This is a genomic window from Micromonospora sp. NPDC000316 (assembly GCF_042898885.1).
Taxonomy (GTDB): Bacteria; Actinomycetota; Actinomycetes; order Mycobacteriales; family Micromonosporaceae; genus Micromonospora.
Window position 1 is genome coordinate 663965 of sequence record NZ_JBIAZG010000001.1, and the last position, 23780, is coordinate 687744.

16 protein-coding genes are annotated in these 23780 nt (G+C 69.6%); 10 read left to right on the top strand and 6 right to left on the bottom strand.

Annotated features, from left to right (window positions below):
* Nucleotides 1-221: 221 nt before the first annotated feature.
* Nucleotides 222-803, bottom strand: a complete 582-nt coding sequence (locus tag ACFY2Q_RS03150) for a YceI family protein (RefSeq protein ID WP_387127044.1) — start codon at nucleotides 801-803, stop codon at nucleotides 222-224.
* A gap of 98 nt (nucleotides 804-901) precedes the next feature.
* Between ACFY2Q_RS03150 and ACFY2Q_RS03155 the strand changes: the two genes are divergently transcribed.
* Entirely contained in the window at nucleotides 902-1408 is a 507-nt protein-coding gene (locus ACFY2Q_RS03155; RefSeq protein WP_387127047.1) for a MarR family winged helix-turn-helix transcriptional regulator, read from the top strand.
* Between the two features lie 231 nt (nucleotides 1409-1639).
* Here ACFY2Q_RS03155 and ACFY2Q_RS03160 read toward each other — a convergent pair whose 3' ends face one another.
* From ACFY2Q_RS03160 to ACFY2Q_RS03175, 4 genes are all read right to left on the bottom strand, one after another.
* The gene (locus tag ACFY2Q_RS03160) at nucleotides 1640-4312 is read right to left on the bottom strand and encodes an ATP-binding protein (RefSeq protein ID WP_387127049.1); all 2673 of its coding nucleotides are present in this window, start codon (nucleotides 4310-4312) and stop codon (nucleotides 1640-1642) included.
* 193 nt (nucleotides 4313-4505) lie between these two features.
* The gene (locus ACFY2Q_RS03165) at nucleotides 4506-5654 is read right to left on the bottom strand and encodes an acyl-CoA dehydrogenase family protein (protein ID WP_387127051.1); all 1149 of its coding nucleotides are present in this window, start codon (nucleotides 5652-5654) and stop codon (nucleotides 4506-4508) included.
* A 69-nt stretch (nucleotides 5655-5723) separates the two neighbouring features.
* Nucleotides 5724-7256, bottom strand: a complete 1533-nt coding sequence (locus ACFY2Q_RS03170) for an acyl-CoA carboxylase subunit beta (RefSeq protein ID WP_387127053.1) — start codon at nucleotides 7254-7256, stop codon at nucleotides 5724-5726.
* Between the two features lie 137 nt (nucleotides 7257-7393).
* A complete protein-coding gene (locus ACFY2Q_RS03175) occupies nucleotides 7394-8212 on the bottom strand; it encodes a basic amino acid ABC transporter substrate-binding protein (RefSeq protein WP_387127055.1) in 819 nt (272 codons plus the stop codon).
* A 442-nt stretch (nucleotides 8213-8654) separates the two neighbouring features.
* Between ACFY2Q_RS03175 and ACFY2Q_RS03180 the strand changes: the two genes are divergently transcribed.
* The 9 genes from ACFY2Q_RS03180 (at nucleotide 8655) to ACFY2Q_RS03220 (ending at nucleotide 22650) form a co-directional block, all read left to right on the top strand.
* Complete coding sequence (locus tag ACFY2Q_RS03180) at nucleotides 8655-11693, top strand: amino acid adenylation domain-containing protein (RefSeq protein WP_387127057.1); 3039 nt, start codon at nucleotides 8655-8657, stop codon at nucleotides 11691-11693.
* 28 nt (nucleotides 11694-11721) lie between these two features.
* Nucleotides 11722-13275, top strand: coding sequence for a B12-binding domain-containing radical SAM protein (locus tag ACFY2Q_RS03185; RefSeq protein WP_387127059.1), 1554 nt, complete (start codon nucleotides 11722-11724; stop codon nucleotides 13273-13275).
* Between the two features lie 16 nt (nucleotides 13276-13291).
* Nucleotides 13292-14866, top strand: a complete 1575-nt coding sequence (locus tag ACFY2Q_RS03190; protein WP_387127061.1) for a cobalamin-dependent protein — start codon at nucleotides 13292-13294, stop codon at nucleotides 14864-14866.
* Nucleotides 14867-14877: 11 nt separating this feature from the next.
* Entirely contained in the window at nucleotides 14878-16143 is a 1266-nt protein-coding gene (locus ACFY2Q_RS03195; protein WP_387127063.1) for an MFS transporter, read from the top strand.
* A gap of 55 nt (nucleotides 16144-16198) precedes the next feature.
* Nucleotides 16199-18400 carry a GNAT family N-acetyltransferase gene (locus ACFY2Q_RS03200; RefSeq protein WP_387127066.1) on the top strand — a complete coding sequence of 734 codons (2202 nt, stop codon included), beginning with the start codon at nucleotides 16199-16201 and terminating at the stop codon, nucleotides 18398-18400.
* Between the two features lie 47 nt (nucleotides 18401-18447).
* Nucleotides 18448-19764 (top strand): diaminopimelate decarboxylase, encoded by a 1317-nt coding sequence (lysA, locus tag ACFY2Q_RS03205; RefSeq protein WP_387127068.1) that lies wholly within the window; start codon nucleotides 18448-18450, stop codon nucleotides 19762-19764.
* Nucleotides 19764-21005, top strand: coding sequence for a GNAT family N-acetyltransferase (locus tag ACFY2Q_RS03210; RefSeq protein ID WP_387127070.1), 1242 nt, complete (start codon nucleotides 19764-19766; stop codon nucleotides 21003-21005). The genes lysA and ACFY2Q_RS03210 overlap by 1 nt, the downstream gene beginning before the upstream one ends.
* Nucleotides 20962-21945, top strand: coding sequence for an aldo/keto reductase (locus tag ACFY2Q_RS03215; RefSeq protein ID WP_387127072.1), 984 nt, complete (start codon nucleotides 20962-20964; stop codon nucleotides 21943-21945). The genes ACFY2Q_RS03210 and ACFY2Q_RS03215 overlap by 44 nt, the downstream gene beginning before the upstream one ends.
* Before the next feature lie 129 nt (nucleotides 21946-22074).
* Nucleotides 22075-22650: a snapalysin family zinc-dependent metalloprotease gene (locus tag ACFY2Q_RS03220; RefSeq protein WP_387127074.1), complete on the top strand. Its 576-nt coding sequence runs from the start codon at nucleotides 22075-22077 to the stop codon at nucleotides 22648-22650.
* Between the two features lie 61 nt (nucleotides 22651-22711).
* On the opposite strand, the gene ACFY2Q_RS03225 is transcribed toward ACFY2Q_RS03220, so the two are convergent.
* On the bottom strand, nucleotides 22712-23623 hold the full coding sequence (locus tag ACFY2Q_RS03225) for a hydroxymethylglutaryl-CoA lyase (protein ID WP_387127575.1): 912 nt from the start codon (nucleotides 23621-23623) through the stop codon (nucleotides 22712-22714).
* Between the last annotated feature and the right edge of the window lie 157 nt (nucleotides 23624-23780).

The window sequence follows — 23780 nt, forward strand, 5'->3', positions numbered from 1 at the left end:
ACCCACGTTAAGAGCGCTCGCCTGGCCGGGGCCAGAGGCCGACGGCGGTGATCCGATGCCGGCCGGAGCGGACGCGCTCGTGGCGCCATCTCTACCCCGTCCGAGCAGGATCGACCCGATGACGGTACGAACAGCTCGTGACAATTCACACGGGCTCGGAGACGACGCCGGGCCCACACCGACATGCGGCGTGGGCCCGGGCGTGCCGGCGATCCGAGGGATCAGGCCTGGCGGATGGCCTCGCCCTCGATCTCAATCTTGATCTTCTTGCCGACCAGCACGCCACCGGTCTCCAGGGTGACGTTCCAGGTCAGGCCGAACTCCTCGCGGTCGATCTCGGTGCTCGCGGAGAAGCCGAAGATGTCCTGCCCGAACGGGCTGCGGCCGACGCCCTCGAACTCGACCTGGAGCTCGACCGGACGCGTGACGTCCTTGATGGTCAGCTCACCGGCGAGGACGAACTCGTTGCCGCGGCGGGACTTGACGCCGGTGCTGCGGAACTCCAGGGTCGGGTACTTCTCGACGTCCAGGAACTCAGGGCTGCGCAGGTGCGCGTCCCGGTCACCCTGGGTAGTGTCGATGCTTGCGCCCTGGATGGTCGCGACGACCGAGGACTGCAGCGGGTCCTCGGCGATGGTGATGGTGGCGGTGGCCTCGCTGAACTCGCCGCGGACCTTGCTCACCATCATGTGCCGGGCGACGAAGCCGACGCGCTTGTGCGCCGCGTCCAGCACGTAGGTGCCGGGCGCCGGGATGGTGAGGCCGTCCCAGTCGCGGGTAACCGCATCGGTGCTGCTGGTCATGCTGTTCCTCCAGGGGGATTGTTTAGTAGCCCAACGACTGCTTGAGCAACTATAGCCGCAACAATATTCCCCATGTCAAGTACTGGTAGGGTGAACGAGTGACCAACGTGTTCGACGACCCCCGGATTACCGCCGTTGGCCTGCTCTACGAGGCACACGCCGGGCTGTCGGCCCGGTTCTCCGCCCAACTCGAAGAGCACGGCCTCTCCTCGGTCGAGTTCGAGGTGATCACGCGACTGGCCCGCTCGCCGGGTAACCAGCTGCGGATGACCGACCTCGCGGCTCAGACGTCCCTGTCCACGAGCGGGGTGACCCGCGTCGTGGACCGAATGGAACGCGACGGGCTGCTCACCCGCCGCGCCTGCCCGAACGACCGACGCAGTTCGTACGCGGTGGTTACCGCAGCCGGCCTGCAGCGGCTCGATGAGACGTTACCCGGGCATCTGCGGATCATCGAGCAGTGGTTTACCGGCCAACTCGACCCCGAGGCCCTGGCTGCGCTGCTCGACGGCCTGCGCCGCGTGCGCGATGCCGTGCATCCCGGTGCCACCGCCGGCAGCACCGACCAGGAGTACGAGCTGGTCGAGGACACCGGCGCGGCCTGATCCCGCCGGCCGTCCCACGTGGACGGGGCGTGGGCGGAGCAGTGCCGACACCACCGGCAGAAAGACCGGCAGAACTCACCCTGCCGACCGGACAAACCTCCTGAAGGGCACCTTCCGCCCTGACGGCGGTGGCAGGCTAGGTCCACCGGGGATCACCGGGGGGTGACGGCGCGGGCGAACAGCGAGGGGTAGCACCAAGGGGGCTCTTCGCTCGCGCCACTCCCCGCCCGACTATTGGCCCGACGGTCCGCCGCGCCCGGCCGTCAGCGCATAGAGCAGGCCCGATTCCTGCGGTAACAACCGGATGCCGCTCTCCTCGCAGACCCGGTCGAGGCGATCGAGGACGACCGGGTCCGCGGTGCTCGCGGCCAGCCCCACAAGCGCCTCCACCACGCCCCGCCGATCGTGATCGGCCTCGACGGCGGCAGCGAACCACTCGGCCGCCAACTCCCGGTCACCCCTGTGCAGGGCCAGGTTCCCCTCGATCAACGCACAGATTCCCGCCTCCGGCCCGCCCCAGGACAGCGCCGCCCCGTCCGAGCGCGGTCGGGGTGGGCCGGTCCGCTCCGCCGAACGTCGCCCCGGCGCGGCAACCCCCGCCCCGGACACCCCCGTACGCAGTTCGGTGAGCACCTCGGTCGCCTCCGCGGCACGCCCGTCCTGGGCGAACGCCAGCCCGACCGTCCCGAGCACCCGGCGGCGATGGCCCGGATCGCCCAACTCCGACAGCGCCGCCACCGCCCGCCGACCCTCGTCGACGGCGTCGGCATACCGGCCCTCCAGCCGGGCGACCTCGGCCCGGTTGGCCCAGGCCAGCACCCGCAACCGCGGCTCACCGCCCTCGGCCGCGAGCCGGTCCACGGCGGCCAGCCGGCGGCGGGCCGCGGCCAGGTCACCGACCCGGATCTCGTGCCAGGCAAGACTGTTCTGCGCCACAGCCATGTCCCGGGTACGCCCGTTGCGGACGGCCAGTCGGAGCAGCGCCTCCGACTGCTCGCGGGCCTCGTCGTGCGCGCCGACGGTGGTCAGCAGCGCGCTGAGCACGTTGCGCGCCTCCAACTCGCCTGTCACGTCGCCCGCCTTCCGGAACATGGCGAGCGCGGCCCGCGCGGTCGGCAGCTCGTCGGCTTCCGCGCCATGCTCGGCAGCGAGGCGCGCCACCCCGAGACTTGCCCAACCGCGCAGGACCGGGTCCGCGTCGGCGGTCCGCGGATCGGCCAACAGACGGCGAAGCCACTGCCGGCCGGCCACGTCGCGCCCCCGGAACCGCCACCAGCGGGTCAGGCAGGCCGCCAGCCGGAGAGCGGTAAGCGGATCGTCGGTGGCCGCGTGCGCAAGCGCCGAGCTGATGTCGCTGCTCACCTCGTCGAGCCGATGCACCGCGTCGAGCAGCCGGGGACCGGCCAGGTCGCCGGCGGTCCGCGCCACGAGGCGGGCGACCACCTCGGCATGCCGTCGCCGGTGGCAAGCCAACTCGCCACCGCCGACCGCCTGCTCGACAGCGAATTCACGGACGGCGTCGAGCAGGCGGAACCGGAACGGCCCGGTGCCACGCACGTTCAACAGGCCGAGTTCGGCGAGCCGGTCCAGCAGCGGGACCGGGTCGACGGCCACCGTGCCGTCCCGGTCGGCCTCGTCGACGAGCATCTCCTCGGCCAGCTCCACCGACCATCGATTGCCGAACATGGCGAGCCGACGCAGCGCGTCCCGCTCATCGGGTGCCAGCAGCCGGTAGCTGCTCGCCACCGCATCCCGCAGGGTGACCGCCCCCGCCGCCCGCGTGGCATCGGTGCCGTACGCGCGGTGGGTTGCCGACTCCGGCCCGTCCCAGCCCGCGTCGGCGGGGGTGGCCAGGTCGAGCACCCGGTCGCCGTACCTGTCGAGCAGCTCGGTGAGGTCGAGCAGCCGTCCCCGCGCGGCCATCAGCTCGATGGCGAGCGGCAGCCCACCCAGCCGACGAACCAGCGCGGCCAACGCCGGCAGCTCTTCGGGGGTGGGTGGCTCCCGACGGACCTGGGCGAGCCGGGCGATGAACAGCGCGACAGCCGGCCACGACCCGAGCGTGGTCGATCCGGAGCGCTGGGCGTCCGGCGGCGGCACCTCGAGCGGGGCCACCGGCCAGACCCGTTCACCGGGCAGCCCGACCGGATGCCTCCCGGTGACCAGCACCCGCAGGGACGGCACCACAGTGGTCAGCCGGTGCAGCGTCTCGGCAACCGGCCCGGGGGATCGCTCCACCGCGTCCATCACCAGCAGGACCGGCCGTCCGGCGAACTTGGCGACGAGCTCCGGCAGCCGGGCCACGCCGAGCACTGTCATCGCGCCGGCGAGCACGTCCGGGCCGTCCGAGCCCTCGCCGACCAGCACCCCGGCGACGCCGGCCGGGTACGCCCGGGCTGCCGCGTGGGCCACGGCGAGCGCGAGCGCGGTCTTGCCGACCCCGGCCAGCCCGACCAGGCTCACCAGTCGTGGCCCCCGCTCCGCGAGCAGCATCGCGGCCAACTCGGAGACGTCGCGGTCGCGCCCGATCAGGGCGACAGGCGGCGGGAGGGCGACAGGCGCGGCCGACCAGGTGGGCCCGCCTGCTGCCACGTTGTCGCCGCTGAGCGCACCCGGGACACCGTCCGGCTGGGCATCACCGCCGGCGGTGCCGCGGGCCGCACCCAGGAACGCCGCCCGGGTGGCACCGGTCAGCTCCAACGCCGTGGCGAGCAGCTCGACGGTCGTGCGCTGGGGCCGGACCGACCGACCCCGTTCCAGGTCGCGCACCGTCCGCACGCCCACGCCGGCTCGGGACGCCAGCTCCGCCTGGGTCAGGCCGGCGGCACGCCGGTGCCGATGGAGCAGCTCCGGCAGCCTGAGACGACCGGCCGGGCTCCCCGACCACTCCTGATCCGGAGTCATGGGCACGAAGAGTACGGTTCGACCCCGATCAGCGGCAGTCGAACGTCGGGCTACTGACGCCCACTCGCCGATATCCGACAGCCGAACGGACAGCCGGCCTGGGCCGGCTGGACGATCGAGTGGGCCGCCCGGCCGGTGCCCGGGATCGCGCGGAGACGGGCCCGGCCTGTGACGGCGGCCGGTGCGGGGTCGCTCAGAGACCCAGATCCCGAGCGATGATCATGCGCTGCACCTCGCTGGTGCCCTCACCGATCTCCAGGATCTTGGAGTCCCGCCAGAATCGGGCCACCGGGTACTCGTTCATGAAGCCGTAGCCGCCGTGGATCTGGGTGGCCTCGCGGGCGTTGTCCACAGCGATCGTGCTGGCGTGCAGCTTGGCGATGGCGGCCTGCCGCTTGAACGGCTCGCCGGCGAGCATCCGGGCCGCGGCGTCGTAGTAGGCCAGGCGGGCGGTGTGGGCCTTCATCTCCATGTCGGCGATCTTGAACTGGATCGCCTGGTTGGCGCCGATCGGCTTGCCGAAGGCGTGCCGCTCCTTCGCGTACTTGATCGACTCGTCGACGCAGCCCTGGGCGAGGCCGACGGCAAGCGCGGCGATGGCGATCCGACCCTCGTCGAGGATCCGCAGGAACTGGGCGAAGCCCCGGCCCCGCTCGCCGAGCAGGTTGCCCGCCGGCACCCGGCAGTCGTCGAAGGTCAACTCGTGTGTGTCCGAGGCGGTCCAGCCCACCTTGGAGTAGCCCGGCGCCACGGTGAACCCCGGCGTGCCGGTCGGCACGATGATTGTCGACAACTCCTTCGAGCCGTCCGGGTTCGTGCCGGTCACCGCGGTGACGGTGACCATTGCCGTGATGTCGGTGCCCGAGTTGGTGATGAACGCCTTCGACCCGTTGATGACCCACTCGTCACCGTCCAGCACCGCCCGCGTCTGGGTGCCTGCGGCGTCGGAGCCGGTCCCCGGCTCGGTGAGCCCGAAGCCGGCCAGCGCCTCGCCGCTGAGCAGCTTGGGCAGCCAGGTCGCCTTCTGCTCCTCGGTGCCGAAGCGGTAGATCGGCATCGCGCCCAGCGACACCGCCGCCTCAAGCGTGATCGCCACGCTGGAGTCGACCCGGGCCAACTCCTCAAGGGCCAGGCAGAGCGCGAAGTAGTCACCGCCCATGCCGCCGTGCTCCTCGGCGAAGGGCAGGCCGAACAGGCCCATCTTGCCCATCTGCCGGATCACCTCGTACGGGAAGGTGTGCTGTTCGTAGTGCTCGGCGATGACCGGGGCGACCACCTCGCGGGCGAAGTCCCGCACGCTGTCCCGCAGCGCCGCTTGTTCGTCGGTGAGCCGGAAGTCCATCTCAGTCCTCCTTTATGGACGATCGCCGGACGCTCGTGACGCCGGACGGTCGCAGCGGGCGGTCGGGGATCAGACCGGGGTGATGCCGTGGCGACGCCGGGAGAAGGAGCGGTCCTTGGTACGCGCTGCCGCGAACCGACGGACCAGCTCGGTACGCAGGTCGTGCGGCTCGACGATGGCGTCCACCACCAACTCGCTGGCGAGGCGTACGACGTCGATGTCCTGCTCGTACTCGGCCCGCTTGGCGGCCACGAAGGCAGCCCGCTCGGCCTCGTCCTCGATGGCTGCGATCTTGTTGGCGTAGACCGCGTTCACCGCTGCCTCGGCCCCCATCACCGCGATCTTGGCGGTGGGCAGCGCGATCGTGGCGTCCGGCTCGAAGCCGGGGCCGGCCATCGCGTACAGGCCTGCGCCGTACGCCTTGCGGACCACCACGCAGATCTTCGGGACCGTCGCCTCGGAGATCGCGGTGATCATCTTGGCGCCGTGCCGGATGATGCCCTGCTTCTCCACAACGCTGCCGACCATGAAGCCGGGCACGTCACTGAGGAAGAGCAGCGGCACGTTGAACGCGTCGCAGAGCTGCACGAACCGGGTCGCCTTGTCCGCCGAGTCGACGAAGAGCACCCCGCCCTTGAACATCGAGTTGTTGCCGAGCACGCCGACGACCTCGCCGTTGAGCCGGCCGAACCCGATTGTCATCTCCTTGGCCCAGAGTGCCTGGATCTCGAAGAACGAACCCTCGTCGAGCAGGCCCTTGACGTACCGCCGCATGTCGAACGCCTGCCGCTCGCTGGCCGGCACCAGCGCGGCCAGGTCGGCCTTCGCGGGCGCGGCGACGGCCGGCGCGGTCGGCGGCGCCTGCGTCCAGTTGGCCGGCAGGTACGACAGGTAGGTCTTCACCACGTCGAGCGCGTCGGCCTCGGTCTTGCAGAGGAAGTGCCCGACGCCGGACTCGGCGGTGTGCACCTTGGCACCACCCATCGCCTCCAGGGTGGTCTTCTCCCCGGTGACCATCTCGACCATCCGGTCGGAGCCGAGATACATGCTGGCGTTGCCGTCGACCATGGCGACCACGTCGCAGAACGCCGGAATGTACGCCCCACCGGCGGCGCTCGGGCCGAACAGCGCGCAGACCTGTGGGATCGAGCCGGAGGCGCGCACCTGGTTCCAGAAGATCTTGCCGGCGCCCCGCCGGCCGGGGAAGAGGTCGACCTGGTCGGTGATCCGGGCGCCGGCCGAGTCGACCAGGTAGACCATCGGCACACTTGTGGAGTACGCCCGCTCGATGATCCGGATGATCTTCTCGACGGTGCGGGCGCCCCAACTGCCGGCCTTGACTGTGGAGTCGTTGGCCATCAGGCATACCTGCCGGCCGTCGATCGTGGCGGTGCCGGTGACCACGCCGTCGGCGGGCAGCCCTTCGGCGAGCGCGTTGGCATAGAGGCCGTCCTCGACGAAGGAGCCCTCGTCGACGAGGTGGGCGACCCGCTCGCGGGCGAAGAGCTTGCCCTTTGCCGCGTTGGCCGCGTGGTATTTGTCCGCGCCGCCGGCCCGGGCCCGCTTGCGCAGTTGCTCCAGCGCCTCACCGTCGAGCGTCACGCCGACCCCCTACTGCCGCCACCCACGCCGGCCGCCGCACGGGCCCGCCGACCGACCTAAACGATCGTTAGGCTAACGTACCCGTGCGGGGCGCGGCGACCCAACTGCCGAGTGTCGCGCAGAGGGTACGGGTCGAGTCAGAGGCTCGGCTTCTTGCCGATCCACTTCTCGTAGAGCGCGTCGTACGTGCCGTCCTGCTTCGCCTTGGCCAACTCCTCGTTGATCACCTTGAGCAGCTCCGGGTTGCCGTCCTTGCGTACCGAGATCCCGTACTGCTCGCCGGTGTCGAACTCGGCCGCCACCTCGAACCCGCCCGGGTTCTCCTTGATGTACTCCGCCCAGACCGGCAGGTCGTTGATGGCGGCCTCGATCTGCCCGTTGGCGAGGGCCTGCTGCTCGGCGGCGAGATCCTCGAACTCCACGAGCTTGAGGTCCAGCTCCTTCTCGAACTTGCGGGCGTAGTCACGGCCCGTGGTCGACGCCTGAACGCCTACCTTCTTGCCCTTCAGGTCGCTCAGCGACTTGTACGGCTTGCCGGTCTTGACCAGCATCGCCTGTGTCGCGTCGAAGTAGGGATCGGAGAAGTCCATCACCTTCCGCCGCTCCTCGGTGATCGTCATGCCCGCGGCGGCGGCGTCACACTTGCCCGTGTTCAGGTCCTGGCCAGACTTGATCCCCTCGAACGGCGTGTCGATGATCGCCTGCTCAAGGCCCAACTTCTTGGCGGCCAGGTTCATCACGTCGACGTCGAAGCCGACGATCTTGCCGCTGGCGTCCTTGGACTGGAACGGCGGGTACGGCAGGTGGGTGCAGATGGTCAGGGTGCCCGCCTTGACGAGCTTGACCCCGCTGGCCTGGACCTCACCCTCGTCCTTTTTGGCACATCCGGCACTGAGGACGAGCGCACCGATAGTGACAACAAGCCCGACGGTTCGAGCCGGCTTATATATATTCACGGTTATGCCCCTTTGTTTCCCCGAGATAACGGGAGTACAGAGTGACGGCAGGGGGACCGTACCCGATTCTGGGATTGGCGCATAGATCCGACAGTCCTCAGTGGCACGTTTGATCGAGCGGGATGATGACGGCCCGACGCCATCGGTCCCGAGTGCTGAGAAACCTTGTCGCTACCGGGTTTGAGCTGCTATCGGACCGCGGTCACACCGAGGCCCCTGTTCGATGTGGACCGAAATCAACACTATGCCCTATTCTCCGTAGTAAATCTCCATTATGAATGCGTAGACAATTTCAAAAGTTCGCAGTTACGATGCGGTGCAGTCAACGTGGACTACCAATCCCGGCAACGGGACTGCCGCTATGGGATATTGTGAAACTGCTCGGGAGAGGTGCCTCCGTGGTGTCCTCAGATACACCTTGACCGTCGCCAGGACAGAGCGCGTGCGCCCCGGCCCCACCGAGGTCGGCGCTCTCCTCACCGGACCGATTCGGCCACGGCCGATCCACCAGACAGTCGTCGACCTGATCGACGACACGATCCGCCGACACCCCGACGACACCGCGATAATCCATCCCACCGGCACGCTTACCTACCGGGACGTGGACCGGCTGGCCGACGCGGTGACCGCCGATCTGCTCGCCGTCGGCGCCGGCCGGGGCGACTTCGTCGCGCTCCTGCTCGACGACCGGGTCGGGCTCCTCGTCGCCATGCTCGGCACGATGCGCTCCGGCGCGGCGTTCGTGCCGTTCGACAGTGCCTGGCCAGCGCTGCGCCAGGTGCGGATGCTCGACGGCCTCACCCCCGTCGCAGCCCTCGGGTCGCCGCCGCCGGACGGCGCCCCCGCACTGCCGGTCATCGACGTGCGGACGGAGCCGGCCACGACCCGGGTTCCCGCACCCGTCGTCGACCGTCCCCGGCCACAGGACCCCATCTACGCGTTCTTCACAAGCGGCTCCACGGGTCTGCCGAAGTGCGCGGTCAACCTGCACCACGGGCTTGTCAACCGCTTCCTGTCCATGACCGAACGGTTCGCCGCCGACGGCCGGGTGATCCTGCAGAACTCCGCGCACACATTCGACTCGTCGATCTGGCAACTGCTGTGGCCGCTGACGCGCGGCGGCACCGTGGTCATCCCGGACCGCACCGGGATCCTGGACTTCGACGCGACGCTCGCCCAGATCCATCGGCACGGCGTCACCATGACGGACTTCGTCCCCAGCATCTTCGACCTGCTTGTCGAACGCCTTCAGCACCGTCCGCAGGACCGGCACCTGCTGGCGTCGATGCGCCAGGTCTTCATCGGCGGCGAAGCCGCGAAACCGCACACGGTGCAGGCCTTCCGGCGGATGTTCGCCGACATCCGCGTGACGAACACCTACGGTCCGACGGAGGCGTCGATCGGCTCGGTCTTCCACGCCGTGAACGACGACGACCAGCAGGTCATCCCCCTCGGTCTGCCCCTGCCCAACACGTCGGTGCTGCTCCTCGACGAGCACGGTCACCCGGCACCCCGTGGCGAGATCGGGGAGATCCATCTCGCCGGCGTCTGCCTGGGCGCCGGTTATCACGGCGACCCGGAGCGGACCCGACAGGTGTTCGTTCCGAACCCGTACGACGAGGTTGCCGGCGACCTGCTCTACCGCACCGGGGACTTCGGCTGGGTCCGCGAGGACGGCCTGCTGATGTTCAGCGGCCGCCGCGACGCCCAGGTCCAGATCGCCGGGATACGTGTCGACCTGGGCGAGATCGAGCACGCGCTCACCACGCTGCCCGGCATCCACCAGGTGAAGGTGGTCGTCGACGAGGCCGGCGTCGCGGCGACAATGGTCTGCTTCTACTCCGCCGAACGCGAGGTGACCGAGGAGGCGCTGCGCGACCACACCCGGGCCGCGCTGCCCGCCGCGCTGGTGCCCGGCAGGTTCGTCCGCCTCGCCACCCTGCCGCTGCTCTCCAACGGCAAGGTCGATCAGGAGCGACTGCGGCGCCGCCTGGCGGGCGCCGCACCGAAGGCCGCCGACACCGAGGCCGCGTACCCGCCGGACAGCGTCGAAGCACGGATCGCCGAGATCTGGACGCGGGTGCTGGGCATCAGCGCCTACGACGACGACTTCTACTGCCTCGGCGGAACGTCGCTCGGCGCCGCCCGCCTCGCTGTGGAGTTCGAACGCGCCTTCGCGATCCGGCTGGACGTGCGCGACCTGCTCCGGTGCGCCACCATCCCCGCTCAGGCCGAACTGGTCCGCCGGGGCGGTTCCGTCCCGCCGCCCGACGTCACACCGCACCAACTGGCCGACGACCTGCGCCTCGGTGAGCTGGGCCGGACGCGGGTACGGCGACCCGACGACCCGGGCGCGATCCTGCTGGTCGGCGCGACCGGCTTCATCGGCTCGCACGTCCTGGCCGCCCTCGTGGCGCAGAGTGACCGACCGGTCATCTGCCTGGTCCGCGCCACCGACGACGAGGCGGCCCGGCGCCGGGTCAGGGCCGCGCTGTCGGCTGCCGGCTACGGGCCCGCGGAGATGATCGGGTGGTCCGCCCTCGCCGGCGACCTGGACAAGCCCCACCTCGGTCTGCCGGCCGCCGATTGGCGGCGGCTCTGTCGACAGGTCGGCGCGATCGTCGACGCCGGCGGTCGTGTCGACACCCTCCGCGACTACGCCGACCTACGCGCCACGAACGTCCACGGCCTGCGCACCCTCATCCACCTCGCCGGCACCCACGTCCGCAAGCGGATCATCTCGCTGTCGACGACCACAGTGCGCCACTCTCCCGGCACGCCACTGGCCGAGTCGTTCCTGCCACCCTTGGCGACGTTGCCGGCCGACGGCTACAGCCAGTCCAAGTGGGTCGGCGAGCAACTGCTGAGGGCAGCCGCCGAGCAGGGTGTCCCCGCCGCAGTCGTCCGGCTGGGGGAGGTCGCCGCCCACTCGCGCACCGGCCACGCCAACCCCCGGTCCTCGGTGACCATGATCCTGCGGCTCTGCCTGCGGCTCGGCGTACGGCCACCGACCCGCCTGCACGTGGACTGGACCCCTGTCGACGTGGTCGCGCGCGTGGTTGCCGCGCTTACCGAACCGCGCCGCCCGATGCGGCCGGGCACCGTCCTGAACGTGGTGGCACCCACCTCGGTGCCCCTTACCGATCTGCTGTCCCGGCTCCGCGCCGACGCGGACGCGCTGCCGGAGGTCTCGTACGACCGGTTCCTCGACCGGGCCGCCGACCTGGTCGGCGACGACGAGACAGCCCGCTGTCTCGCTGTTCTTCGGCCCCGCAGCGACGCTGCGACCGACGCGCTGACCGGGGTGTGCCACAACGCCCTGGTCGGCACCGACACGATCCACGCCGCCCGGATGGCCCGGGACCTCGCCCTCACCTGGGGCACGAGCCGCGACACGGAGATCGACACCATGATCGACCGTCTCGCGAGGACCAACTTGTCGGTGAACCGCCCGCACCTGTCCACCGCGACAGCCCAGTGAACCGCGATCTACCCGCCCGGGAGATGCCATGAAGGTGAACCTCTACTACGCCCCGTTCCCCTCGCAGATCTTCCAGGGGGAGAGCGAGCCGATCAACACCGAGCGGCCGCTCAACCCGAAGAGTGCGCTGACCACCATCGCCGCCGGGCTGCGGGCGTACGCGCCGCACTTCGGCTACTCCTGTGACATCGAGATCGTCGACCTCCAACTCGGCGGGCAGCGGGTGAAGTACAAGTCGCTGCCGTACGGCCCCCGGATCATGGACTGTTACCGGTACGGCACGCCGTTCGAGGAGGCCGACGAGAAGATCCGCTCGGCGGACGTGCACGGGATCACCTGCAACTTCACCAACAGCGCGCACATCGTCAGTGACCTCGCGCAGCACATCAAGCGGGTCAACCCGAAGGCCCTCGTCGTCGTCGGCGGGGTCGACTGCACCGCCCGCCCGCAGTACTACCTGGCCCGGGGCGCGGACGTGGTGGTGCGCGGTGAGGGCGAGCTGACCTTCGCCCGGGTCATCGACGCGGTCAACCGCAAGCAGGACCTCGGATCCGTGCCGAACATCTCGCTGCGGGGCAAGCTGATCCCCACCAAGGTGGACACGTCCGAGACCGTGCCGATGGACTCGATCGAGCCGATGGCCCTGGACCTGATCCCCGATCTCTCGATCTACACGGACACGGCCGAAGGGCCGCCGCCGGAGGGCGTGCAGGGCAACTTCATCTGCTGGGAGACGTCGCGCGGCTGCGCGTGGCGGTGCTCGTTCTGCACGGCCCCGTCCCGTGGCGGATACCGCTACATGGGCCTGCCGACCATGGAGAAGCACCTCAAGACGTTCCAGGAGCACGGCATCAAGACGATCGTGTGGCAGGAGGACAACCCGCTGTCCCGGATCCAGCAGAACGGCGCCGGCCGTTACCTGTACGACTCCGGGCGCGAAGAGGTCCTCGCGATGTTCCACATGTTCCGGGACTACGGCTTCGCCTGGGAGTTCGCCAACGGCATCGAGTTCGGCAAGTTCATGCAGAACGGCCGCTTCGATCACGAACTCGCCGATGCCCTGCTCGGCAGCAAGATGGTCGACGACAGGTGGGTCGGTTGCTACCGGGTGCAGATCCCACTGGACAACATGAACGTCAAGAAGCGCCGCTTTCCCAAGCTGCTCGGCTTCGACGAGCAGGTGGACGTCCTCGCGACGATGCTCACCGACCACGGTGTCGGCCACCAGACGTACGACCTGTTCATCGGCTATCCCGAGCACGACCCCGAAGGCATCGACATGTTCACCGACTACTGCCTGCGGCTGAAGGAGGAGCTGACCGCCGTCGGGCAGGGGAAGTACAAGCCGTACTTCAACGTGTTCAACCTGTCGCTGCTGCCGGGTGCCCGGGACTGGACGACCCTGCACTCCCTGCTCCAGTTCGACATCGACGAGAACCCCGAGGTGATCGGGATCTTCCTGTCGGCGATCAACACCGAGCACTTCACGTACTGGGACATCTACCAGAAGCGTCTCGAGATGACGACCATGCTCAACGATCGCGAGATGCACCGTCTCTACGACGGCATCTACGCGGGCTGACCAGGAGGTTTCGGACATGCGCGTCACCCTGTTGTATGCCCCGTACCCCGGGCAGTCGTTCCGCGACGAGGACACCACCATCAGCCCGGTGCGCGTCCGCAATCCCAAGAGCGCACTCGTCACGCTTGCCGCAGGCGCCCGCGCCTACCTGCGGGAGTGGGGGGTCGACGCGGAGTTCAAAATCGTCGACACCCAGGTCGACGCCGGCGAACCGGAGCACTACGCCTCGTTCCAGTACGGGCCGCGCACCATCGACTGCCACCGCTACGGTGGCCCGTTCGAGGCGTACGCCGACGAGGCACGCGCCGCCGACATCATCGGGATCTCCAACAACTTCACCAATTCGGCCCGGGTGGTGGCCGACTTCGCCAAGTTCCTGAAGCAGGTCAACCCGGATGCGCTTGTCGTCGGCGGTGGGATGGACGTCACCGCCCGGCCGGAGTGGTATCTGGCCAACGGCTTCGACGTGGTGATCCAGCTCGAGGGCGAGCTCACCTTCGCCAAACTGATCCAGTCGCGGGCGACCGGCCAGCCCATCGAGTCGATGCTGATGACCCGGCGGGTCGGCGACGGGCTCGTCATCATGGGCGGCGCCCAGCTCAACCTGGCCGAGTTACCGCCGATGGCGCTCGACCTGATCGACGACCTGTCGGTATACGACGACACCGGCGAGGGGCAGCCGCCGATGACCGTGCGGGCCCCGTTCACCTGTTTCGAGACCTCGCGCGGCTGCTACCGGACCTGCTCGTTCTGCGCGACCCCGATGCGCGGGCACTACCGCTACATGAAGCCGGACGTGGTGCGGCGGCACTTCGAGTACCTGAAGTCGATGGGGATCTCGAACATCCTGTTCCAGGAGGACAACACGCTGTCCCGGATCCAGCGCTCGGGGCGGGGGACGCTGCTGCACGACAGCGGGCGGGAGGACACCCTGGAGATCTTCCGGATGGCCCGCGAGATGGGCTTCTCCTGGGAGTTCGCCAACGGGCTCGAGTTCGGCAAGTTCCTCGACCTGGGTGAGGTCGACCGGGAGCTGATGGAGACCCTGTTCTGGAACGACACGAGCGGGGACCGCTGGATCGGCTGCTACCGGGTGCAGATCCCGCTCGAGTACCTCGGTGACGAGCCCACCAAGAAGTTCAACAAGCTGCGGCCGTTCCAGGAGCAGTTGCAGATCGTCACGTCGATGCTGGATCTCGGCGTCCGGTACCTGACCTTCAACATGCTGATCGGGCATGACGACGACGACCTGCCGACCATCGACATGTACCTCGACCGGTGCCTGGAACTGAAGGCCCGACTCAACGAGGCAAGCACCGAGGCGACCAACTACTTCAATGTCTTCAACCGGACTCTGCTCCCCGGCACCGCGGACTTCCGGAAGAAGGCAGATCGACTATCGTTCGCCATCGAGGAGACGCCGGAAGTGATCAGCGTCTACCTCTCGCCGATGCCGTCCAACCACCTCTCCTACTACGAGCTGTTCGAGCAACGCCTCCGACTCACCGAGGCGTTGAACGGCTCGTTGATCGACCAGTACGACGGCATCTACCGGCCGGGCGTGCAGAAGGAGTCCGTCCCCGTTGTCTGAACTGGTGACTGATGTCGCTGGGTAAGGCCGTCGGGCGTTACGCCGCACTGTGGCGTACGCCCGGCGTTCCCCGGGTGATGCTGCCCGCGATGCTCGCCCGGCTGCCGGTGGCCATCGAACCGCTCGCGATCTTCCTGCACATCAGCGCCGAGACCGGCTCCTACACGGCCGGCGCGACAGCCCTCGGCGTGTTCTCGGCGGCGCTGGCCGTTGCCTGGCCCCTGCACGGTCGGCTCATCGACAGGCGCGGGCTGCGGGTCGTGTTGCTGACGCTCGCGGTGCTGCACGCGGCGGCGCTTGCCGTGTTCGTAGTCGCGGGCAGCGGCCCGACCTGGCTGCTGGTGGCCTCGGTGGTGCCCGTCGCGCTCACCATGGCGCCGGTGGGCTCAACAGTCCGCGCCGCGTGGGCGCTGATCCTCCCGCCAGGGCCTTCGCTGAACACCGCAAACGCGCTGGAGGCGGTGCTGATCGAGGTCTTCTTCGTGATCGGCCCGGCCGTCACCGGCCTGTTGACAGGCGTCTTCAGCGCGCTCACCACGACGCTGCTGGCCGGCGGCATGCTCGTGGTCGGCTCCTTCCTGTACGGCACCGCACCGGCCGTCTCGACGATGCGCAGGGAGACCGACGGGGTCGAGCCGGGCGCCGCCGAAGATACAGAGAAGAACCACGCCCGGGGCGAGCGGAGGCCGTGGCGCATTCCGGGCGTCGTGGCGATCCTGGTGGCCGCTGGCGGTGCGGCCGCGGCGTTCGCCGTACTCGAGGTCACCGTGCCGGCGACCGTGTCGGCGAACGGCACCGCGGCGGCGACAGGCGTGGCGCTGCTGTCCCTGCCGCCGGCGGCAAGCGTCCTCGGCGGGCTGGTCTACGGCGCACGGCAGCACACCCGGTTGCCTGTCAACCGTTACCTCGTGCTGCTGGCGGTGGCGTTCGCGTGCATGGTTCCGCTTGTCTTCGCCACGTCGGTAGCGGTGCTCGCGGTGTGTCTGTTCCTCGCGGGCCTACCCCTGGCGGCGCTCAGCTCTGAGGAGTTCGGGCTGCTCGGCAGCCTGGTGCCCAAGACGGTGATCAACGAGTCGTTCGCCCTGGCGGCGACGATGATGGCGGTGGGCAGCGCGGCCGGAACGCTTGCGGCGGGCGCGGTCCTGGGCTGGCTCGGCCCCACCGAGGCGCGCCTGCTCTCCCCGGCGGCCGCCCTGATCGCGTTCGCGGCCGTCTTGTCGATGCGGGCTACGCTGAGCAACGCCGGTTCGTCGACCACAGTCGACAGTGGGGCATGACGGGACAACGCGGTCAAACAGCGCCCGGGTGGGGATCAGAAAAGCGAGGGAACGCGTGTCCGGAAACGGCGCGAAAGACTACTACGGCCTGCGCAGATGCACGGTGACGACGCAGGAGGCACTGGCCCGACAGTGGGCGGACGACGCGGACGTGGTCGTCGTGACCGACCCGCCCCGGGAGGACTGGGCGAGCCTTCAGGCAGCGGGTTTCCGGATCAAACCACAGTGGGTGACGTGGGGACGCCGGACCCCTGCCGATCAGGAGGAATTCCTCGCCGGGCTCTCCAAGGCCGAACGGCGCAACTTCCGGGACGTGCGGCGGCACGTCGACGCGCAGGGGCTCACCATCGAGGTGCACTCCCGACTCACCCCACAGCTGTTCGCCGAGTTCCTCGCCGTCTACGACGCGCAGATCGCCGCCATGCCGCACGGTCTGCCGGCGGCACACGCGGTGGTCGCCACCGAGGCCGGGCTCGCCGATTTCTTCCTCGTCTCCGCGCGCTCCGGTGACGAGCTGGTCGCCGGCGTCGTCTGCCGCGTCGCCGCGACCGACAGTGCGATGCGGGTGGCCTTCTCCGCCGCACGGCCGCAGGTCCGCGACGCGATGATCAGCCGTGCGCTCTACCTGGCCGCGTTCGAGGAGGCCCGACGGCGCGAGTTCGCCTGGATCTCCCTGGGCACCGACCCCACCCTGTACGGCCACATCGCCCAGGCCGGTCTGTTCACCTTCAAGAGCCGGCTCGGGTTCGTGCCGGTGCCGCTGCACCACCTCGACCCCGACGACGACGGCTGCGACGAGGCGGAGTTGGTGCTCCGCACCGACCGGCTCAGCGACCCGGCGATGAGCCTCTGCTATGCACGGCCACCGGACCGGCTGGCGACCTGGGCGTCCCCACTGCCGATGCGGCTGGACGTGCTCAGCCCCGCCCACGGCCTCGACCTGCGTCCGTACCGGGCCTCCTTCGTGACGGAGACGGTAGTGGCTCCCCCGGTCGCCGGCGTGGCCGAGGGCGGGGTCGTCGTGATCGTCGACCCGTTCTCGACAGGCGCGCTGCTGGCGCCCGCCTTCAACCGGCTGGGGTGGCGCTGCGTAGCGGTCCTCACCGGCACGATCAACGAGCGGTACGCCGCCGGCCTGCGCCGGGACGACTTCCTTGCCGTGCTGACCGTGGGTGGCGAATCCCCGCAGGCCCTCAGCACCGCCGCCGAGTTGCTCGCGCCGATGCGGCCCACCGAGGTGATCGCTGGCAGCGAGTGGGGCGTCAACGTGGCCGACGACCTCGCGGAGCTGCTGGGACTGCCCGGCAACGTCCGCTCGGCCGACCGTCCCCGGCGGGAGAAACCCGCGATGATGAGCGCTGTCGCCCGCGCGGGGTTGCGGGTGCCGCTCGGCGCGCGGGTACGCAGCGTGGAGGAGCTCGACGACTGGCTGGCGGCCAGCCAGGTGCTGCCGGTGGTGGTCAAGCCGGCGGCCAGCGCCGGCTCGGAGGGCGTCTACTTCTGCGCGGACGCCGCCCGCGCCCGGACGGCGACCGCGAAGCTGCTCGGCGCGACGAACGCCATGGGCCAGCCCAACGACTCGTTGCTGGTGCAGGAGCAGCTCGTCGGCCAGCAGTACTTCGTCAACAGCGTGAGTCTCGACGGCCGGCACCACATCCACGAGATCTGGCGCGATGACCGCTTCTTCGTCGACGGCCGACCGGTGTACGACCGGCAGGTCCTGCTGGACGGGACGGGCGAGGTCGAGGACGTGCTGCGCCCGTTCGTCGAGGGAGTGCTGGACGCGCTCGGGGTGCGTACCGGCCCGGCACACACCGAACTGCTCGTCGACGACCGGGGGCCGGTGCTTATCGAGTCCGGTGCACGGCTGGAGGGCGGTGTCACCCCCGCCGGCCCGGCACAGGCGACGGGGGTGAGCCAGTTGTCGCTCACCGTCGAGCGGTACACCGCCCCGGATCGCTTCGCCAGGCGGATCGGCGCCGGCTACCGGCGGCAGCGGGCCCTGATGGTCGTCTGCCTGGTGGCGCCCCACGACGGCGTGGTCGCCGAGGGCGCAGCCCAACGGTTGACCGAGATTTCCTCGATCTTCTGCGGGTCGGCATTGGACCTGGTGCCCGGCACCCCTGTGCACCGGACCGTCGACCTGTTCACCTCGCCCGGCCATCTCTACCTGATCGCTGACGATCCGGGCCGGTTGGAGGAGGACTACCAGCGGATCCGTGCCCTCGAACGGAACGAACTGTACGAGTACAGATAAGGGTGCTGGGCGATATCCTGATCGCTGATCTCCCGAATGAGGAATTAATGGATGAGTTCACCTATCGCGACGGCTCCCTCTGGTGCGAAGGGGTCTCGCTGACCTCGGTGGCCGAGCGGCACGGCACACCCACATACGTGTACTCCGCGAGCACCCTTATCGACCACTACCGCCGGTTCGCCAAGGCCTTCGACGCGATCAGCCCACTTGTGTGCTTTTCCGCGAAAGCGCTGGGCAACGTGCACCTGCTCCGGCTGCTCGGCCGGGAGGGCGCCGGCATCGACGCGGTAAGCGGGGGTGAACTGCACCGGGCGATGGTGGCGGGGATCGACCCCGAGCGGACGGTGCTGGCCGGGGTGGGCAAGTCCGAGGCCGAGCTTCGGGAGGCTGTCCGCCGCAACATCCGCTGCATAAATGTCGAGTCCGAGGCAGAGGTGGAGTTGCTGTCGCGGATCGCCCGTGAGGAGGGCGCACGTCCCCGTCTGGCGATCCGCGTCAACCCCGACGTCGCGCCCGACCAGCGCACCCCGGCCCGCACGACCACCGGCACCCGGGGCGGCAAGTTCGGCGTCGACATCGAGCGGGCCGAGGCGCTGTTCACGCGTGCCGCCGCCGACGAGGCGCTGCGGATCGAGGGCTTCCACGTCCACCTGGGCAGCCCGATCTTCGACCCGCAGGTGTACGCCGTGGCACTGGATCGCCTGCTCGCCCTCGTCGCGCGGCTGGAGGCGGTCGGCCACCGCATCACGACGCTCAACCTGGGCGGTGGTTTCCCGGCCGAGTACATCGACCGCACCGCACCGAGCTGGGACGACTTCGCCGAAGTGATCGTGCACCGGCTCACCGGGTTCACCCGGGACGGCGGTCAGGTCATCTTCGAGCCGGGCCGCACCATCGCCGCCAACGCGGGGATCCTGCTCAGCACTGTCCGCTATCTCAAGCAGGCCGGCGACCACCAACTCGCCGTGATCGACGCCGGCATGACGCACATCGCCCGCGCGGCGATGTACGACAGCTACCACTTCATGTGGCCGGTGCAGCCCGGCGCGGAGGCGGTCCCGTCCTCGCGCGACGTGTCGGGGCTCGCGGGACTGACGACGTACGACGTGGTGGGTCCGATCTGCGAGTCGAGTGACTATCTGGCCCGGGGTCGGTCGTTGCCGGTGCTGGAGGCCGGCGCGCTCTTCGCGATCTTCACTGCGGGCGCCTACGGCATGACGATGACAAGCAACTACAACAGTCAGTTGCGGCCCGCCGAGGTGCTTGTGCACGGCGACCAGGTCTCGTTGATCCGTCGGCGGGAGACGTACGACGACCTGGTGGCCCTGGAACTGCTCGACGACGGCAGCGACCAGGACGGCTGATGAACGACGACGTGTCGGTCACGGCCCTGCGATCAGTCCGCGAGATCGGCGAGCAGCTGTGGAACAGCCTCGCCGAGGGTGAGGGGTTCTACCTCGGTTACCCGTGGATGGCCTGGGCCGAGACCGACCCGTCGTTCGTCACCACCTACCTGGTGGCGCGAGACGGCACGGGAGACACCGTGGCGGCGGTGGCGACCTATCTGTGGAGCGGCGCGAGCGTCCCCTCGATGAACCTGGCGTACAGCCCGGGTCACATCGCCGAGGAGAATCTGGAACGGCCGCTGTCGCCCGAGGAGCACGCGGCGTTCCTGCCCGCGTTGCTTGTGGGTTCACGGGCCGGCTACCACGGTGCTGTCGCGATCTCCAAGGACCTGACCGCCGCCCGGCGGGACGCCGTGCTGACCGCGCTCTTCACCGAGGTGGAGGCGCTCGCCGCGCGGCTCGGGGCGGCGTGCGTCGCCCTGCTCTACACACCGACGGAGAACGTGGCCGCGTACCAGGCGGCCTGGGACCGTGCGGTCGGCCCGGCCGGTCGCGGTCCGGTGCCGTCGTTGCTGTCCGCGGAGGCGGTGTTGCCCGCGCCGGGCGGCGAGGTCTCTGACCGGGCCGCCGAGGCGGCGGGCCGGCGGGAGTGGCGACGCGAACGCCGGCGGTACGACGACGCGGTGGACCGGGTGGAGTCGGTACGGCTCTCCGAGTGCGTGGACGTGATCGCACCCCTGCTCGGCGCGACGCAGCGCAAGTACGGCGGCCCGGACACCGACGCCGACATGCACCACTACTTCGCGTCACAGGTGCCGGCGCTTGACGCGTACAGCCTGGTGCTCCTGGAACACGCCGGCGACGACGTGGTGGGGTTCAGCCTCAACTACCTGTGGCCCGACGGGGTGTACGTCCGCGCGGCAGGCTTCGAGCGGCAAGCCGCTGCGTACTCCTACTTCAACCTGACCATGTACCGCCCCCGCGACCTGGCGGCGGAACGTGGGCTGCCCGTGGTGCACCTCGGCGCCGGCACGTACGGCGCCAAGCGCGCCCGCGGTGCCGAGCCGCGGTGGACGGCGGGCCTGGTCCGACCTCCGGCGGGCGTCTCCGAGGAGTTCGTGCGGGCCTTCGCGATCACCGGTTCGGACTACCGGCAGGCGGTGCGGACCTGGGGCGAGCCCGTCTCCGCCATCCCCTCGCAGCAGGAAGGTGACAATGCACTACCGCAGGTTCGGCCGGCTGGGCTGGCAGGTAAGTGAGATCTCGTACGGCATGTGGGGGGTCGGCGGCGGCCTGCACGGCTGGACCGGCGTCGAGGACGACGAGAAGTTCGCAGCGCTTCAACGGGCAGTCGACCTGGGGTGCAACTTCTTCGACACGGCCTGGGTGTACGGGCGCGGGCACAGCGAGCAGGTGCTCGGCGACCTGGTGCGGGCCAACCCCGGCACCCGCCTCTACGTGGCCACCAAGGTCCCGCCGAAGGACATGCGGTGGCCGTCGACCCGTGAATCGACACTCGATGACGTGTTCCCGCCGGACCACATCGAGGAGTACGTCCACAAGAGCCTCGACAATCTCGGGCTGGAGTCGATCGACCTGCTGCACCTGCACGTCTGGGAGGATTCCTGGACGGACGACCCGCGCTGGCGGGACACGCTCACCGGGCTGCGTGACAGTGGCCTGATCGGCGGGATCGGCATCTCGGTCAACCGCTGGGAGGCGTGGAACGGCGTACGGGCGATCGAGACCGGGCTGATCGACGCCGTCCAGGTCATCTACAACATCTTCGACCAGGACCCCGAGGACGAGTTGTTTCCGGTGGCCGAGGCGCACGACGTCGCGGTCATCGCGCGGGTCCCGTTCGACGAGGGCACGTTGACAGGCACGTTGACCCTCGATTCGACCTGGCCGGAGGGGGACTGGCGCAACTCGTACTTCGTGCCGGAGAACCTCGCCGAGAGTGTCGCCAGGGCGCAGGCGCTGAGCAAGGATCTGCCTCCCGGGATGCCGATGCCGGAGGCGGCGCTGCGTTTCATCCTGGCGGACCCCCGGGTCTGCACCACGATTCCGGGGATGCGGCGGCTCGCGCACGTGGAGAGCAACATCGCGGTGAGCGACGGAAAGCCACTGGAGCCGTCCCTGCTGTCGACCCTGCGTCGGCACCGCTGGTCCCGCCAGCCGACCTGGTGGTCGCAGTAGCGGCTGCCCGCCGGCACCGATCTGGGAGGCGACGACAGGTGGATGGTCAGGCACTGTCGGCCTAGACATTGAAGTTGATATATGTCTAGGGCTAGGCTCCTGTCACCCCCTCCCAGATTGGAGTCAGCGATGACCTCACGACTCAAGCGGCTTGCGGTCGCGTTGCTCGCGACGACGCTCGCCACCCTCGGCATCACGGTCGCCAACCCGTCGCCCGCGTCCGCCGCCATGACCATCTGCTACAACACCAGCCAGGCGGGAAGCTACGCGAGCGTCGCCAACCAGGCCGCGTCGATCTGGAACAACGCCACAGTGAACCTGACGCTCACGGCGAACTGCGGCTCCAACCTGCGGATCTACCGGATCACCGGCGGTGGCTCGTACGCCGTCCGGACCAGCCTCGGCAACGGCCGGGTCTACATCGACACCCAGCAGGCGGCGCAGTACAGCGTGCTGCGGATCATGACCCACGAGATCGGGCACATCCTCGGCCTGCCGGACAACTACAACGGCAACTGCTCGCTGCTGATGTCCGGCGGCAGCGCCGGCACGAGCTGCACCAACGCGTACCCGAGCAGCGCCGAGGCCAACCGGGTGAGCAACCTCTTCGCCGGCACCTTCGCCGCCACCGAGCGCAGCGCGGACCGCGCCGGGGCGGACATCTTCCAGGACAGCTGGCCGAGCATGCTCACCTCCGTGAGCTGACCGAACCGCAACGACGGAGGGGCCGGCACCACGCCGGCCCCTCCACCGCGTCTCGGCCCGCTCAGCCGGGCATCGGCGTGAGCCGGGTACGCGGACCCGCCCGCAGCACGCCGGAGGGCAGCTTCTTGCCGAGCAACGACTCGGCCAGTTCGGCCGCTTCGATGAGCGCCGCCAGGTCGATCCCGGTGTCGATGCCCATGTCGTGAAGCATGTGCACGGCCTCCTCGGTGGCGAGGTTGCCGCTGGCTCCCGGCGCGTACGGGCAGCCACCCAGGCCGCCCACGCTCGCGTCGAACTCGGTCACCCCCAACTCCAGAGCGGTAAGCAGGTTCGCCAGCGCGGTGCCCCGGGTGTTGTGGAAGTGCAGCAGCACAGGCACGTGCGCGTTGCGGTCACGTACCGCCGTCAGCAGCTCGCGGACCCGACGCGGAGTGGCCATGCCCGTGGTGTCGCCGAACGCCACCCGGTCGGCGCCGTCGCGGACGACCCGGTCCACGATGCCTGCCACCCGCTCCGGGTCGACATCCCCCTCGTACGGGCAGCCGAAGCTGGTCGCGACGATCACCTCGACCTGCGCGGAGGCGCCGTGCAGCAGGTCGATCAGCTCGGCGATGTCGTCGAGCGATTCGTCGGTGGAGCGGTTGACGTTGCGCCGGTTGTGCGTGTCGCTTGCCGACACCACCACCTCGATCTCGGTGAACCCGGCGGCCAGGGCCCGTTGCGCGCCCCGGGTGTTCGGCACCAGCGCCGAGTAGCGCACCCCGTCGGCCTTCGCCGCGCGCTGCCACACCTCGTCGGCGTCGGCCATCTGCGGGATCGCCCTCGGGTGCACGAACGACACCGCCTCGATCCGTCGGACGCCGGTGCCGGAGAGGGCGTCGAGCAGCCGCACCTTGGCGTCGGTGGGGATCGTGCCCTCGTTCTGCAAACCGTCCCGCGGCCCGACCTCGCGGATCGAGACGGAATCTGGCAACTGGGTCATTCGGTCACCTCGCTGTGACGTCGGATCAGGACGGAGGGTTGTGTGCCATGCCCGCCCTTTGCACTGCTTCAACTGACGCAACACCGATCGTCCGGTATCCGGACATCCGGTGTTGCGTCCAGGTAAGCAGAGCAAAGGACGTGGATGC

Excerpts from the sequence above, each read along its gene's own strand:
- ACFY2Q_RS03150 (WP_387127044.1), bottom strand. The coding sequence starts at position 803 with ATGACCAGCAGCACCGATGCGGTTACCCGCGACTGGGACGGCCTCACC.
- ACFY2Q_RS03160 (WP_387127049.1), bottom strand. The coding sequence starts at position 4,312 with ATGACTCCGGATCAGGAGTGGTCGGGGAGCCCGGCCGGTCGTCTCAGG.
- ACFY2Q_RS03165 (WP_387127051.1), bottom strand. The coding sequence starts at position 5,654 with ATGGACTTCCGGCTCACCGACGAACAAGCGGCGCTGCGGGACAGCGTG.
- ACFY2Q_RS03185 (WP_387127059.1), top strand. The coding sequence starts at position 11,722 with ATGAAGGTGAACCTCTACTACGCCCCGTTCCCCTCGCAGATCTTCCAG.
- ACFY2Q_RS03190 (WP_387127061.1), top strand. The coding sequence starts at position 13,292 with ATGCGCGTCACCCTGTTGTATGCCCCGTACCCCGGGCAGTCGTTCCGC.
- ACFY2Q_RS03195 (WP_387127063.1), top strand. The coding sequence starts at position 14,878 with ATGTCGCTGGGTAAGGCCGTCGGGCGTTACGCCGCACTGTGGCGTACG.
- lysA (WP_387127068.1), top strand. The coding sequence starts at position 18,448 with ATGGATGAGTTCACCTATCGCGACGGCTCCCTCTGGTGCGAAGGGGTC.
- ACFY2Q_RS03210 (WP_387127070.1), top strand. The coding sequence starts at position 19,764 with ATGAACGACGACGTGTCGGTCACGGCCCTGCGATCAGTCCGCGAGATC.
- ACFY2Q_RS03215 (WP_387127072.1), top strand. The coding sequence starts at position 20,962 with ATGCACTACCGCAGGTTCGGCCGGCTGGGCTGGCAGGTAAGTGAGATC.
- ACFY2Q_RS03220 (WP_387127074.1), top strand. The coding sequence starts at position 22,075 with ATGACCTCACGACTCAAGCGGCTTGCGGTCGCGTTGCTCGCGACGACG.